This window comes from Micromonospora sp. DT31, from assembly GCF_049841795.1.
Lineage (GTDB): Bacteria > Actinomycetota > Actinomycetes > Mycobacteriales > Micromonosporaceae > Micromonospora.
Genome location: NZ_JBNCKZ010000019.1, coordinates 25,196 through 38,374 on the forward strand (window position 1 = coordinate 25,196; position 13,179 = coordinate 38,374).

Annotated in this window: 10 protein-coding genes; 5 read left to right on the top strand and 5 right to left on the bottom strand. The window is 76.4% G+C overall.

Features of this window, described 5'->3' with window-relative positions; genetic code table 11:
• Nucleotides 1-30 precede the first annotated feature (30 nt).
• Nucleotides 31-804 carry an adenosylcobinamide-GDP ribazoletransferase gene (locus tag ACLQ2X_RS23990; RefSeq protein WP_425683350.1) on the bottom strand — a complete coding sequence of 258 codons (774 nt, stop codon included), beginning with the start codon at nt 802-804 and terminating at the stop codon, nt 31-33.
• On the bottom strand, nt 794-2,737 hold the full coding sequence (locus ACLQ2X_RS23995) for a bifunctional adenosylcobinamide kinase/adenosylcobinamide-phosphate guanylyltransferase (protein ID WP_425683351.1): 1,944 nt from the start codon (nt 2,735-2,737) through the stop codon (nt 794-796). Before ACLQ2X_RS23995 ends, ACLQ2X_RS23990 begins: the two co-directional genes overlap by 11 nt.
• Nucleotides 2,738-2,891: 154 nt before the next feature.
• On the opposite strand from ACLQ2X_RS23995, the gene ACLQ2X_RS24000 reads away from it, so the two are divergent.
• Together ACLQ2X_RS24000 and ACLQ2X_RS24005 are read left to right on the top strand one after the other, a co-directional pair.
• Nucleotides 2,892-3,092, top strand: coding sequence for a hypothetical protein (locus tag ACLQ2X_RS24000; RefSeq protein WP_425683352.1), 201 nt, complete (start codon nt 2,892-2,894; stop codon nt 3,090-3,092).
• A complete protein-coding gene (locus ACLQ2X_RS24005) occupies nt 3,089-3,886 on the top strand; it encodes a site-2 protease family protein (RefSeq protein ID WP_425683353.1) in 798 nt (265 codons plus the stop codon). The genes ACLQ2X_RS24000 and ACLQ2X_RS24005 overlap by 4 nt, the downstream gene beginning before the upstream one ends.
• 49 nt (nt 3,887-3,935) lie before the next feature.
• Here ACLQ2X_RS24005 and ACLQ2X_RS24010 read toward each other — a convergent pair whose 3' ends face one another.
• Together ACLQ2X_RS24010 and ACLQ2X_RS24015 are read right to left on the bottom strand one after the other, a co-directional pair.
• On the bottom strand, nt 3,936-4,934 hold the full coding sequence (locus ACLQ2X_RS24010; RefSeq protein ID WP_425683354.1) for an aldo/keto reductase family protein: 999 nt from the start codon (nt 4,932-4,934) through the stop codon (nt 3,936-3,938).
• A 25-nt stretch (nt 4,935-4,959) separates the two neighbouring features.
• Nucleotides 4,960-9,663, bottom strand: coding sequence for a WG repeat-containing protein (locus ACLQ2X_RS24015; RefSeq protein ID WP_425683355.1), 4,704 nt, complete (start codon nt 9,661-9,663; stop codon nt 4,960-4,962).
• A 162-nt stretch (nt 9,664-9,825) separates the two neighbouring features.
• On the opposite strand from ACLQ2X_RS24015, the gene ACLQ2X_RS24020 reads away from it, so the two are divergent.
• The 3 genes from ACLQ2X_RS24020 (at nt 9,826) to ACLQ2X_RS24030 (ending at nt 12,582) form a co-directional block, all read left to right on the top strand.
• Complete coding sequence (locus ACLQ2X_RS24020; RefSeq protein WP_425683356.1) at nt 9,826-10,677, top strand: ABC transporter permease; 852 nt, start codon at nt 9,826-9,828, stop codon at nt 10,675-10,677.
• Nucleotides 10,678-10,750: 73 nt separating this feature from the next.
• The gene (locus ACLQ2X_RS24025) at nt 10,751-11,590 is read left to right on the top strand and encodes an ABC transporter permease (protein WP_425683357.1); all 840 of its coding nucleotides are present in this window, start codon (nt 10,751-10,753) and stop codon (nt 11,588-11,590) included.
• Entirely contained in the window at nt 11,587-12,582 is a 996-nt protein-coding gene (locus ACLQ2X_RS24030) for an ABC transporter ATP-binding protein (protein ID WP_425683358.1), read from the top strand. Before ACLQ2X_RS24025 ends, ACLQ2X_RS24030 begins: the two co-directional genes overlap by 4 nt.
• Here ACLQ2X_RS24030 and ACLQ2X_RS24035 read toward each other — a convergent pair.
• Nucleotides 12,566-13,126 carry a helix-turn-helix domain-containing protein gene (locus ACLQ2X_RS24035; RefSeq protein ID WP_425683359.1) on the bottom strand — a complete coding sequence of 187 codons (561 nt, stop codon included), beginning with the start codon at nt 13,124-13,126 and terminating at the stop codon, nt 12,566-12,568. The genes ACLQ2X_RS24030 and ACLQ2X_RS24035 overlap by 17 nt on opposite strands.
• Nucleotides 13,127-13,179: the final 53 nt, after the last annotated feature.

Consider the following 13,179-nt stretch of genomic DNA (forward strand, 5'->3'; position numbering starts at 1 on the left):
CCGAACGCTACCTGTCCGACCGGGTGGGTCTCAGCCGGTCAGCACCAGTCCCAGGTAGGACAGCGTGGTGACGACCTCCACCAGGGCGCCGAGGACGTCGCCGGTGATGCCGCCGAAGCGGCGTACCAGGTGTCGCAGCAGCCCGGCCGCGACGGCGAGTGCGCCGAGCACGGCGAGCGGCCCCTGCCACGGTCGGCCGGGCACCGCGGGCACGGCCAGCAGCGCGACGGCGAGCGTGCCGGCCGTCAGCGCGCCCCACCCCACGGTGCCGGCGACCAGCGCGCCCAGCCCGTCCGGACGGGCCGCGGGTACGCCGCGCCGGCAGGCCAGACCGACGGCCAGCCGGCCGGCGGCCGTGGCCGCGACCACCGCGGCGAGCGCCGCGGGCGCGTCCCGCCCGGCCAGCTCGGTGAGCGCCGCGCTCTGGAGCAGGAGGACGACCACGAGCGCGACCACCCCGAACGGGCCGACGTCCGGCTGCTTCATGATCTCCAGCGCGGCCGGTCCGCGCCGGTACGAGCCGAGCGCGTCCACGGTGTCGGCGAGCCCGTCCAGGTGCAGGCCCCGGGTCAGCAGCGCGCCCGACCCGACGGTGACCACGGCGGCCACGAGCGGCGGGGCGAGCGCGCCGGTGAGCAGCAACGCCCCGCCGAGCAGGGCACCGAGCAGCGCGCCGACCAGCGGGGCCAGGGCCATCGCCGTGCCCGCGGCGGCCCGGTCGACCCGGCCGGCGCGCACCGGGGCGGTGGTGAACGTGGTCAACGCCAGCCGGAGGCCGTCGGCGAGCCGGCTCTCAGTCGGCACGTCGGCCGGGAGCGGCCACCTGGTCCGACCCGGTGGTGGCCGGTCCCGGCCCGGCCGCGTCCGACCATGTGGCGGTCGGTCCCGGACCGGCGGGCTCCGGCTCGGCGAAGTCCGGCTCGTCGGTGGTGTCCTCGGTGTCGGTGTCGTCGAGGGCGCCGCCCAGCGACGGGTGCGCCGGCAGGGTGGCGGCGAGGGTCAGCGCCGAGCGCAGCAGCGGCAGCGCGGCCAGCGCGCCCGCCCCCTCACCAAGGTCGAGCCGCAGGTCCACGAGCGGGGTCAGGCCGAGCACGTCGGCGGCGAGCCGGACACCGGGCCGGCCACCGTGGTCGGGCAGCAGGCACCAGTGCCGGGCCTGGCCGGCCAGGTCGCGGCTGACCATGCCCGCGGCGGTGCCGACCGGACCGTCCAGCAGCACCGGCAGCCGGCGGGCGGTCGCGCCGAGCAGCACGCCGGTGGCCAGCGCGATGTCACCGCCGCCCAACTCGGCCAGGACGTCCTTGGCCTCCCGGGCGGAGCGCCGGGTGCGGTGCAGCGCGTCCCGCACCGCCGCGCAGCGGACCATCCAGGCGTTGTCGTCGAACTCGCCCTGCTCGGTGACCACCCGGCCGAGCACCGCGGGCGGCTCCGCGCCGGCCGTGGCCGCCAGCACCGCCGCGGCCGCCGCGTCGGCGCCGGCCCCGCACGCGGCCAGCACCAGCAGGTGCACACCCGCGTCGGCGGCCTGCTCGGCCAGCCGCCAGCCGTAGCGCAGCGCCGCGTCGACCTCCTCCGCGGACAGCGCCGGGCCGTCCTCGATGGGCGCCGAGGCGGGCGCTTCGACGACCTGGAGGCTGGCGCCGTTCTCCGCGGCCAGGCGGGCCAGCGCGCCCCGACCGGCGCGGGCCTGGCTGGCGCGGCGGGCCGACTCGCCCGGTGCCGCGCCGGCCGACGCGCCGCCGGCGTGCTCACCGCGGATCAGCAGCACCCGGACGGAGTCCCACGGCCGCGGGGTGGACGTGCCCTGGGTGGCGGCGGCGAAGCCGACCACCTGCTCCAGCACGCCGAGACCGGCGCCGGGCACGTCGAGCGTGGCGAGCCGGTCGACCGCCTGCGGGCCGGTGTAGTCGTCGGGCATCGGCAGTTCCATGCCGGGCTGGATGACCAGCCCGGTGGCGATCATCGGCAGCGCCATGGTGGGTGCGGCCCAGTCCGCCGAGCCGGGCCCCCCGGAGGTGGTCGGCGCGGGCACCGGGGCGGCGGTCGGGGTCAGCACCTCGGGCAGCGCCACGTCCCGGGCGCCGAGGTCGACCGCGGTGCCTGGGTCGGCCGGGGCCGGCGCGGCCGACGCCGCGGCGTCGAACGAGGTCGGGGCAGTGGCCGGCGAGGTCGGGGCCGGCGGGGCCGCAGTGGTCGGCTTCAACCAGGCCGTCTGCCCGGCCACCACGAGCGCGACCGCGTCGCAGGCGTCCGCGACCGCGCGGTTCGTCGCACCCAACGCGTCGGTGAACGCCCGGCCCAACGGCGTGGTGGGCACCAGGGACAGCCCCACCTCGGGGCTGACCAGCACCAGCCGGGCCGGGCTGGCGCGTACCGCCGTGGCCAGCTCGGCGATGGTGGCGGTGTCGTCGGCCGGCTGGTGGGCCGGATCGAGCAGCACCGTGACCCAGCCGCCCAGGTCGTCCACGAGCAACGTGTCGTTCGGACCGGCGGCGGCGATCACCTCGGCCAGCCGGCCCGGGTCGGTCGCGGTCTCCTCGGTGCCCCAGCTTCCCGGCCGGCGGGCCCGGTGCGCCGCGAGGCGCACCGCCCACTCGGTGTCCTCCGGGTCCCCGGCGGGAGCGGTGGCCACGTAGCGGACCGTGGGCGCGTCGGCGACCAGGGACTCGGCGAACTCGGACTTGCCGGAGCGGATACCGCCGAGCACCAGGAGGGTGTGCCACCCGTCAACGGACATGTCCGTACCTTAAAGCCGCCCGGCCGGTCCGCGCCTGCCGGCCCGGTACGGGTCGACGGCGGCGGGCCTCGCCGGGCGGGCCGTCCTCGGGCGGGGCGACTAGGCTTGCGGAGGTTTGGCGCCCCACGGGGCGACGGCGAGGGGAGACGCGGGCATGGCGTGGAGCTGGCGGTACGAGGGCGCGAACGGCGATGCGGTCGACGGGCCGGGTGAGTCGTTCCCCAGTCAGGCCGACGCCGAGTCGTGGATCGGCCAGACCTGGCGGGAGCTCGCGGCATCCGGCGTCACCACCGTCGTGCTGGTCGAGGACGACCGGGTGGACTACCGGATGAGCCTGCAACCCCCGGCCGAATGACCGGCTACGACCGCCCCGGCGAGCCGCTGGTCCTCGGCGTGCCCCGGGCGGCGTTCCGGCCCAGCCCGATCTTCCTGGCGCTCGTCGCGCTCTTCGTGGCCGGCGGGGTGATGACCTGGAACCGGTACGGCAACGTCCGGTTCGACGTGTTCCTCTTCGTGGTCTCCGGGTGGCTGGTCTCGCTGTGCCTGCACGAGTACGCGCACGCGGTGGTCGCGTTCCGCGCCGGTGATCGGGACATCGCCCACCGGGGCTACCTCACGCTCAACCCGTTGAAGTACACCAGCCCGCTGCTGTCGATCGTGCTGCCGGTGGCGGTGGTGCTGCTCGGCGGCATCGGCCTGCCCGGCGGCGCGGTGTGGGTGGACCGGCACGCCATCCCCGGCCGGCTGCGGCACACCCTGGTCAGCCTGGCCGGCCCGGCCACCAACGTGGCGTTCACGCTGGTGCTGGTGGCGGCCGTGGCCTGGGGGCCGGAGCTGGGCGGGCCGCTGGAGTTCTGGGCGGGTGTCGGGTTGCTCGCGTTCCTCCAGCTCACCGCCAGCGTGCTCAACCTGCTGCCGGTGCCGGGTCTGGACGGCGGCAACATGCTCCAACCGTGGCTCAGCCCCGCCTATCGGCGGATGTACGACCTGTTCGCCCCGTACGGCTTCATCCTGCTCTTCGCGCTGCTGTGGAGCCCGCAGATCAACAGCGCGTTCTTCGGCGCGGTCTTCGCCGTCGGCGACGCGCTGGGCCTGCCGCGCGAGCTCTACCAGATCGGCTTCTACCTGATCCGCTTCTGGCAGGGCTGAGCCACCCGCCCCCGGGCCGGCGTGACGCCGGCCCGGGAACCACGCGGTGTCACGGGCGCTGTGCCGGGCTCTCGGTCTTCGCCGGGTCCCGCTCGGTGACCGGCTCGACGATCTCGTCGATCGCCTTGAGCAGGCCGGCGTCGAGCTTCACGCCCGCCGCCTTCACGTTGTCGTGCACCTGCTCGGGCCGGGACGCGCCGACGATCGCCGAGGCGACGTTCGGGTTCTGCAACACCCACGCGACGGCGAGCTGCGGCATGGTCAGCCCGGCCTGCTCGGCCAGCGGCTTGAGCCGCTGCACCCGGGTGAGCACGTCGTCGGTCATGAACCGGGCGATGAAGTTCGCGCCGGACTTCTCGTCGGTGGCCCGGGAACCGGCCGGCGGGGGCTGGCCCGGCAGGTACTTGCCGGACAGCACGCCCTGGGCCATCGGCGACCAGACGATCTGGCCGATGCCCAGTTCCTCGCTGGCCGGGATCACCTCGGTCTCGATGACCCGCCACAGCATCGAGTACTGCGGCTGGTTGGAGATCAGCGGGATGCGCAGCTCACGGGCGAGCGCCTGCGCCTCGCGCAGCTGGGACGCCTTCCACTCGGAGACGCCGATGTAGTGCGCCTTGCCGGAGTGCACGACGTCGGCGAAGGCCTCCATCGTCTCCTCCAGCGGGGTGCTGTAGTCGTAGCGGTGGGCCTGGTAGAGGTCGACGTGGTCGGTCTGCAGGCGGCGCAGCGAGCCGTCGATCGACTCCATGATGTGCTTGCGGGACAGGCCCCGGTCGTTGCGGCCCGGGCCGGTCGGCCAGTACACCTTGGTGAAGATCTCCAGCCCTTCGCGGCGCTCGCTCTTGAGCGCGCGGCCCAGCACCGACTCGGCCCGGGTGCCGGCGTACACGTCGGCGGTGTCGAACGTGGTGATGCCGCTGTCGAGCGCGGCGCGGACGCACGCGACGGCCGCGTCCTCCTCGACCTGCGAGCCGTGGGTGATCCAGTTGCCGTACGAGATCTCGCTGACCATCAGGCCGGAACGGCCCAGGTGACGGAATTCCATGCTCCCGACCCTAGACCCGCCGGGGTCAGAGCACCGGGCTGGCGTCGGTGAGCAGCCTGTCGATCTCCGCCACCACCGCCGCGCGGCCCGGGCGCACCGGGTCGATGAGCGGCTCGCCGCGCCGGTCCAGCGCGCCCCACCGGCCGGACTCCGTGGCGACCAGCAGCGCCACCGGATGCACCACGACCGTCGGGTACGCCGGTGCCACCACCACCCGGCCGGTCCGGTCCACCACACCTCGGCGACCCGCCATCTCGACCACCGCCAGGCCGTCGGCGGTGAACCCGTCCACCTGCCGTCCGTCGGCCAGCGGCGTACCGAGGCCGTGGTACCGGGTCGGCACCACCACCTCGCCGCTCCGGTCCACCGCGCCCCAGCCGCCGTTCTGCCGTACCGTCGCCAGGCCGTTGCGGAACGGCCGGACCTCCTCGTACCCGGGCGGGACGCGCACGATGTTCATCCGGTCGACGGCCATCCAGCGGCCCGCGCCGTCCATCGACACCCAGGACAGCCCTTCCGAGAACGCGCCCACCGCCCGGTAACCGTTGTTCGCCTCGATCAACGCCGCACCTGTGGTGTCGATCAACGCCCAGCGGGACGCCTCCGGGCGCCGCACCCAGGCCAGTCCCTCGTGGAACGGCTGCGCCTCGGCGTACCGGTGCGCGATGACCATCTCGCCGTCGGCGTCCGCGTACCCCCAGAGTTGCTGTTCCTCGTCGAACGTCACCGCCGGGTGCCGCGGGGCGCCGAGCAGCTCCTCGCGGCTGCGGGGAGCGGGACCGAAACCGTCGTCAGCGGCCCGCGCCGCGACCGCGTCCAGCGCCGCCGCCGCCCGGTCGTTCAGGTGTACGTCCTCGCCCCGGCGCAGGTCCAGCGCCCGCTCGAAGTGCAGGCACGCCTCGGTCAGCCGGCCCTGGTCGACGCAGGAGCGCCCGGCGTGCTCGTGCAGCAGCGCGCGCAGCCGGTCGGGCAGTTCCGGCGAGTTCGCCTCGGCGAAGAGCCGGTCGGCCTCCGCGTGCTCGCCCCGCCACCGCAGGACCTCGGCGAGACGCGCGCGGGCCAGCGCGGTACGGCGCAGCTCACCTGTCGTCTCCGCGTACGTGACGGCCAGCCGGGCGTCCCCGAGCGCGTCGTCCAGGTCGCCGAGGATGCGCGACGCCACCGCGCGCAGGCTCAGCAGCCGGGCCCGGCCGCGGTTGTCGAGTGTGGTGTCGAGCTTGCCGGTCAGGCCGTCCCGGATCACCCGCAGCCGCGCCGGATCGGGCGTCTCCTCGCGCAGCGTACGCGGATCCAGCCGCCAGGCGATCGCGGCGAGGGCCTGCTCCGGGTCCGCCAGGGGCGCCGTCGCAGGCTCGGCGGCGGCCGGATCCGGCGTGTCGTCGGTTGCGGGCTCGGCCGGCGTGTCGTCGGTGTCGTCGACGTCGGCCGATCCCCGCGCGCCGTCCGGTTCGGCGGCCGGACGGTCCGTGTCGCCGGCGCCCGTGGACCCCCCGCCCTGCGCGGCCTGGCTGCCGGAAGCGGGGCTGCTCGGTCCGCCGGCGGCGGGTGTGGGCTCGGTCGGCACGTCCGCGGTGCGTGCGGATTCGCTGGTGCTGGTGCTGGTGCTGGTGCTGGTGCTGGTGCTGGTGCTGGCGGCGGCCGGAACGGTCGGGTCGCCCGTGCCGGGTCCGCTCTCGGACGGTGTGGGGGCGCCGGTCGCGGGCGTCGAAGCGGTGCCACCGGGTGTGGCCGACGCGGGGGCAGGGGCAGGCGCCGCAGTGGCGTCCACCGCGGGCACGGGCGGCGTCGCGGGGGAAGGCCCCCTCGCCTGCGGCCGGTCCTCGGCGGACGGACGCGTACTCAGGGGCGCCGCGTCGGCGGGTGGGCGCGTCGGCTCGGCTCCGCCGGCCGGAGATGCCGGCACGACATGGCCCTCGGCGGGGCCGACAGCCTCCGCGATCTCCTGCGGTTGCGCGTTCCCGGCGGGCTGGGGTGCGGGGGACGCCGGCTGGCTCGGGCGGAACCACGCCTCGGCGCCGGCGGCCGAGGCCGCGGAGGACGGGGTGGTCTGCTTCTCCGTGCGGCCGGGCTCCGCCGGCGGAGACGGTTCGACCCGCCGGTCGACGGCCGCCCCGGTTCCGGGCTGGTCCGCCCCGGGGGTGGGTCCGGTGTTCACACCGCCCTCGGGACGGTCGGGCTCCGGGGCCGGCGTGGGTGGGGCGCCTACGTCGGACTCACGACGATCGGCATCCGCGTCCGGCGTGGACCCGGTGTCCGCCCCGGGCTCGGGCCGGCCCTCCTCGACGGCGGGCCGGGGCACGGTCGGAGTCGGTGGGGCCGCGGGATGCCCCACCGGCTCGGTGGGCGTGGTCGGGGTCCGCTGCGCGGCCGGGCCGTCCGGCGTGGGCCCGTCCGGCCCGCCGGCGGTCGGCCGGGCAGTCGCGGAACCGGGGGAGGTGGGCGGCGCGGGAGGAGCCGACCCGGCCTGGGCCGGGTTCGCCGGATCGGCAGCCGGCCGGTCGTGCCGTTCGCCGGTCCGGGCCTGCGGTGGCGTGGACCGGGGCGCGGAAGCGACCCGGTCCGTCGTGGTGGTGTCACCCGGGCCCGGCACGTCGGCAGCGGGCATCCCGGAGACAGGTGCGCCGGAAGCACGTGCCCCGACAGCGGGCGCGTCGGAGGTGGGCGGGGCGGAGACGGGCGCACCGGAAGGCGGCGCCGCAGGGGTGACCGCGCCGGAGGCCCGGGTGCCCGCGACAGGCATGCCGGACCCCGGCGTGGGAGACGCGGATCGCGGGGTGTCGCCGGTCCGAGGCAGGGCCGAGCCGTCGCCGGGACGAACGGGCGCGCCCGGCGGCTGGACCGCGTCGGGTCGTCCCGGGGTGAACCGGCGACCGTCGTCGGGGCGGGTGGGCGCCGCCGGTTCGGCAGGTGCTGTCTCCCGACCGTCGGCGACCCGGTCCGGCGGGTGCCCGGCCGGCCGGACCGGCCACTGTGCGGGCGGCATCGACCTGCGCGCATCCGGCGGCGTAGGGCGATCGTCCGGCTGGGCCGGACCCGGGTCGGGCGGTCCCGGCCGGTGTTCGTCCGGCCGTGCCGGCCTCTGCTGGGCGCGGGCCTCGGGCCGGGCGGCGGCGACGTCCGGCTGCGGCCGACGGGGCTCGGGGCGGGGTACGGCGGTGGGCGGTCGGGTGGCAGCGGGCTGGGAACGCGGCTCGTCGCGGGGACCGGCGAGGTCGGGCTGGTTGCCCGGGCCGGTGGGCCGGTGGCCCCGCGAGCCCGGACGGCCGGGCCCGCCCTGCTCGGGGTGGCGTGCGTCGGCGCGGGCGGCCTCGGACGGCGGCATCGGGTACCGCTGCGGCGGCTGTCGATCCGCGGGTGGGCGCTGCCGTTCGTCCGGCCGGCGCGCGTCCGGCTCGGGACGGGGTCGTGGCTCGACGACCGGCCACTCACCCTGGTGCGGGCGGGGCCGGTCGACCGGCGGGCGCTGACCGTGCCACCGCTGGTCGGCGGCGGGACGCGGCGCGCCGTACCGGTCGGGCTCGGTCTGGGGTCGCCCGTTCTCGGGCACCCGGCGCTGGGTGTCGGAGTGCGCGGCGGCCTCCCGGCCCGGCGCGCGGCCGTCGGCCGGCGTCGGCCGGTCGTCCCAAGGCACCCGGCCATCCGCCGGCTCGCGCCGGTCCGCCGCAGGACGCCGGCCCGGGTCACCCCAGCCGTCGCGGTGCGGCTCGCGCCAACCGTCACGGCGCGGTTCGGCCCACCCGGGCGCGCCGCGCTCCGGTGGTGACATCGCCTCGTCGCGCCGGTCGACCGGCCGCCCGGGGCCGGGGTCACGCCGGCCGCCGAACGCGGGTTCCTGCCGCTCGTCGGGGAGGACGCCACGGCGCCCGTCGGGCCGGGATTCGCGACGCCCGGCGGGGGAGTGGTCCGGTCGCGCGTCGGGTGCCGGGCCCCACCGCTGCCCCGAAGCGGCCGGAGGGCCCCCGGCCGGGGCGCGGCGGCCGTCGCCCGGGTGCGGGCGCGCGGCACCGTGCGGGAACTCGTTCGGCTCCGGCACCCAGCCGGGCGCAGCCGGCCGGCGCGGCGCGGCGTCGGGGCGTACCCAGCGTTGGTCGAGACGATCGGGCGGCGCCGGCGGTCCGGGATGGTGCCGGTCCTCCGGCCACGGCCGACGGCCGTCCGCGCCGAGCCCGTCCGGCCGTCCGCGCCGGTCCTCCGGTGCGGTCCCGGCGGGGCGCTGCCCGCCGTGACCCGCGGAACCGACCGGGTACGCCCCGCGTGCAGCGGCCGGGCCGACCGGATGCCCCCCACCTGGACCTGCCGGGCTGACCTGGTGCGGGCCGTGCGGACCGGCCGGGCTGACGGGGTACGCGTCGCGCGCGCCGGCGGGACTGACCGGATCGACCGTGTACGGCCCGGCCGGGCTGACCGGGTGCGAACCGTGCGGCCCGGCCGGGCTGACCGGGTGCGGGCCGTGCGGCCCGGCCGGGCTGACCGGGTAGGCGTCACGTGGACCGGCCGGGCTGACCGGCTGGTCGCCGGCGGGACTGACCGGGTACGCGTCGGCGTCGGGCGCGGGGCCGACCGACCGTACCTCGGCCCGGCCGATCACGGCGCGACGCCGCGGCGTCAGGTTCTCGATGCCGATGTCACCCGGGTAGCGCTGCCCGGGGAACTGCGGCCGCCACTCGTGGGTGGGCTCGGCGGCCCAGGCGGGTTCGTTCGGCTCGCGCCAGCTGCCCCAGCCGCTCATCGGCAGTCCCTCCCGCCGCTCGCGCAGCACGGCCCCGGGGCCGGCTCGCGTCGCTCGCTCACGGCGGGTGTCACCTCATTGGAAAATCTCGCGCGGGGCGCCGGACGCGCCGGTAGAGTCGCCCGGTCCAGCACGTCATGGCTGCGGAAGGAGGGTAACGGCGTGGGCTCGGTCACCGCCACTGTGGCACCACCCACCGGCGCACACGTTACCCCATGGTTTCGGACATTCGGCGCGATCGCGGCGGCCGGCTTCCGGCGGCACGCGACCTACCGGCAGGCGGCCGTGGCGGGCGTGTGCACCAACACCGTGTTCGGTTTCCTGCGCTGCTACATCTTCCTCGCCGCGACCGGTGCGGCGGGCGTCGTTGCCGGCTACGACCGGGCGCAGCTCGCCACGTTCGTCTGGGCCGGTCAGGGGCTGCTGGCGGTGATCGCGGTCTGGGGTTGGACCGACCTGGCCGATCGGATCCGCACCGGCGAGGTGGCCGCCGACCTGCTGCGCCCGGTGCACCCGGTGACCAGCTACCTCGCGACCGACCTGGGGCGGGCCGGGTTCGCGGCGCTGGCCCGGCTGGTGCCGCCGCTGGTGATCGGCCCGCTCTTCTTCGCCGTGTACGTGCCCCGGCACTGGGCCACGGTGCCGTTGTTCCTGTTCTCCGCGCTGCTCGCGGTGGTGGTCTGCTTCGGCTGCCGCTACCTGGTCAACGCCACCGCGTACTGGCTGCAGGACGTCCGGGGGCCGCTGATCCTCTGGACGCTGGGCTCGGGCGTGCTGGCCGGGCTCTACTTCCCGCTGGGTTTTCTGCCTGGCTGGCTGGAGGCGACGCTGCGGTACGCGACCCCGTTCCCCAGCATCCTGCAGGTGCCGTTGGACGTGCTTGTCGAGCGGGAGCCGATGCCTGTCGGTCTGGCCCTGGTCGGGGCGCAGGCCGGCTGGGCGGTGCTGCTGCTGGCGCTGTGCCGGCTGGTCCAGCGCCGTGCGGAGCGCCGGCTGGTCGTGCAGGGTGGTTGAGGGCGGCAGCGCCGGCAGGGTGGTTGAGGGCGGCGGCGCCGGCAGGGTGGTTGAGGGCGGCGGCGCCGGCAGGGTGGTTGAGGGCGGCAGCGCCGCCGGGCCGAGCGGGCGTGGGGGTGTGCTGCGGGCGTACCGGGCCCTGCTCGGTGCGCAGGCGCGCGCACAGGCGTCCTACCGCACCTCGTTCGTGGTGGACCTGGTCGGCAACGTGGGCGCGACCGTGTTCGACGTGGTCACCGTCCTGGTGATCTTCGGGGTGACCCGGGAGCTGGGCGGGTTCACGCTGCGCGAGACGCTCGTCGTGGTCGGGCTGTCGTCGTGCGGGTTCGCCGCCGCCGACCTGCTGGTCGGCAACATCGAACGGCTTCCCCGGTACGTGCGTACCGGGCTTCTCGACGCCGTGCTGGTGCGCCCGCTCGGGGCGCTGCCCCAACTGCTGCTGATGGACCTGCCGCTGCGCAAACTGTCCCGGGCCGGGTTCGGGCTGGCCGTGCTGCTGTTCGCGCTCGCCTCGGCGGGGATCGACTGGACGCCGGGCCGGGTGGCGTTGGCCGTGGTCGCCCCGCCGGCTGCGGTGGTCTTCTTCGCCTCCGTCTTCGTCACCACCGCCACGGTGTCGTTCTACTGGGTCGACTCCGGCGAGCTGGCCAACTCGGTGACCTACGGTGGGCGCGACTTCACCTCGTACCCGATCACCGTCTACGGCGGCTGGTTCCGCGCGTTGTTCGCGTACGGCATGGGGTTCGCCTTCGTCAGTTACCACCCGGCGCTGGCCCTGCTGGGCCGCGCCGACCCGCTGGGCCTGCCGCCCTGGGCGGGCTGGGCGTCGCCGGCTGTCGCGCTGGTCGCGGCGGCGGTCGCGGCCACGGCCTGGCGCGTCGGGGTCCGCCACTACCGGAGTACGGGGTCATGAACGTCATCGAGATGGACGGGCTGCGCAAGGAGTTCACGGTCCGGGTCAAGGCCGGGCCGCTGCGCCGGCGCAAGCGGACGGTGACCGCGGTCGACGGGGTCGACCTGCGGGTGGAGCGCGGCGAGATGCTCGGCTACATCGGCCCGAACGGGGCCGGGAAGTCGACCACGTTGAAGATGCTCACCGGCGTGTTGATGCCGTCGGCCGGTGCGGCCCGCGTCTGCGGGCTGCGACCGGTGCCCGACCGGACCCGGCTGGCGCTGCGGATCGGGGTGGTGTTCGGGCAGCGCTCGCAACTGTGGTGGGACCTGCCGCTACGGGAGTCGTTCGACCTGCTGCGGTACGTCTACCGGGTGCCGGCCGGCGCGCACGCCGCGCGGCTGGCCCGCTGCCGGGAGTTGCTCGACCTGGACGGTTTCCTGGACGTCCCGGTGCGCCAGCTCTCCCTGGGGCAGCGGATGCGCGGCGAGCTGACCGCGGCGCTGCTGCACGGACCGGAGGTGCTCTTCCTCGACGAGCCGACCATCGGGCTGGACGTGGTGAGCAAGCAGGCGGTGCGCGGTTTCCTGGCGGAGCTGGGCCGGGCCGGGGACACCACGCTTGTGCTCACCACGCACGACCTGGCCGACATCGAGCGGCTCTGCCGGCGGCTCGTGGTGATCGACCACGGGCGGGTGGTGCACGACGGGTCGATAGCCGAGCTGCACCGCCGGTACGGCTCGCGCCGGATGGTGGTGGCCGAGCTGGACGCCGCACTGCCCGAGCCGCCGGTGCTGCCCGGCGCGCCGGTGCAGCGGGTGGAGGCGGAGGGGCGGCGGCTGTTCTACGCGTTGGAGCACGCGAGCGTGGCCGAGGTGGTGGCGGGGCTGGCCGGCCTGGCCACGTTGCGTGACATCTCGATCGTAGAGCCGGACATCGAGGAGGTGGTGGCCCGGCTCTACCGTGCGCCGGCCGGGCCGGGCGGGGCGTCCGCGGTCACGGGTGCTCCATGACGAGCACGGCGAAGGTGCCGGGGGACAGGGCCTCGTACCGGTGCGGGGTGTCGCCGGGGAACGTGGCGTAGTCGCCCGGTCCCAGCTCGACCAGGTCGGTCTCGGGGCCGACGCGCATCCCCCCGGCGGCGACCACGACGTGCTCGACGCTGCGCGGGGTGTGTGCCTCGGCGAGCCGTACGGCCCCGGGCTCCAGCTCCATCAGGTAGACGTCCCGCCTGGCGTGCGGCGCGCCGGCGGCGAGCAGGGTGGCGGAGAAGTCGGCGTGCTCTGAGCGGAACCGGGGGCCCTGCCCGGCGCGGACGACCCGCACGGCCACGGTCGGCGGTTCGACCAGGCGGCTGAACGGCACGTCCAGTGCCACGCCGAGCGCCCAGAGCGTCTCCACGCTGGGGTTCCCGGCGCCCGACTCCAGTTGGGACAGGGTGGATTTGGCGATGCCGGCGCGGCGGGCCAGCTCGGTCAGGGACAGTCCCGCCCGGTCTCGTTCGCGGCGCAGCGCCGCGGCGATGGTGGCGAGCGGGGGAGCGGGGTCGATCGCCATGTGTTCGCTCCATCAATCGATTTGTTCGGTTTGACGAACCAGCGCGTGTGCGT

Bases quoted from the DNA above. Each gene is read 5' to 3' on its own strand.
- ACLQ2X_RS23995 (WP_425683351.1), bottom strand. From the start codon at position 2,737: ATGTCCGTTGACGGGTGGCACACCCTCCTGGTGCTCGGCGGTATCCGC.
- ACLQ2X_RS24000 (WP_425683352.1), top strand. From the start codon at position 2,892: ATGGCGTGGAGCTGGCGGTACGAGGGCGCGAACGGCGATGCGGTCGAC.
- ACLQ2X_RS24005 (WP_425683353.1), top strand. From the start codon at position 3,089: ATGACCGGCTACGACCGCCCCGGCGAGCCGCTGGTCCTCGGCGTGCCC.
- ACLQ2X_RS24010 (WP_425683354.1), bottom strand. From the start codon at position 4,934: ATGGAATTCCGTCACCTGGGCCGTTCCGGCCTGATGGTCAGCGAGATC.
- ACLQ2X_RS24015 (WP_425683355.1), bottom strand. From the start codon at position 9,663: ATGAGCGGCTGGGGCAGCTGGCGCGAGCCGAACGAACCCGCCTGGGCC.
- ACLQ2X_RS24030 (WP_425683358.1), top strand. From the start codon at position 11,587: ATGAACGTCATCGAGATGGACGGGCTGCGCAAGGAGTTCACGGTCCGG.
- ACLQ2X_RS24035 (WP_425683359.1), bottom strand. From the start codon at position 13,126: ATGGCGATCGACCCCGCTCCCCCGCTCGCCACCATCGCCGCGGCGCTG.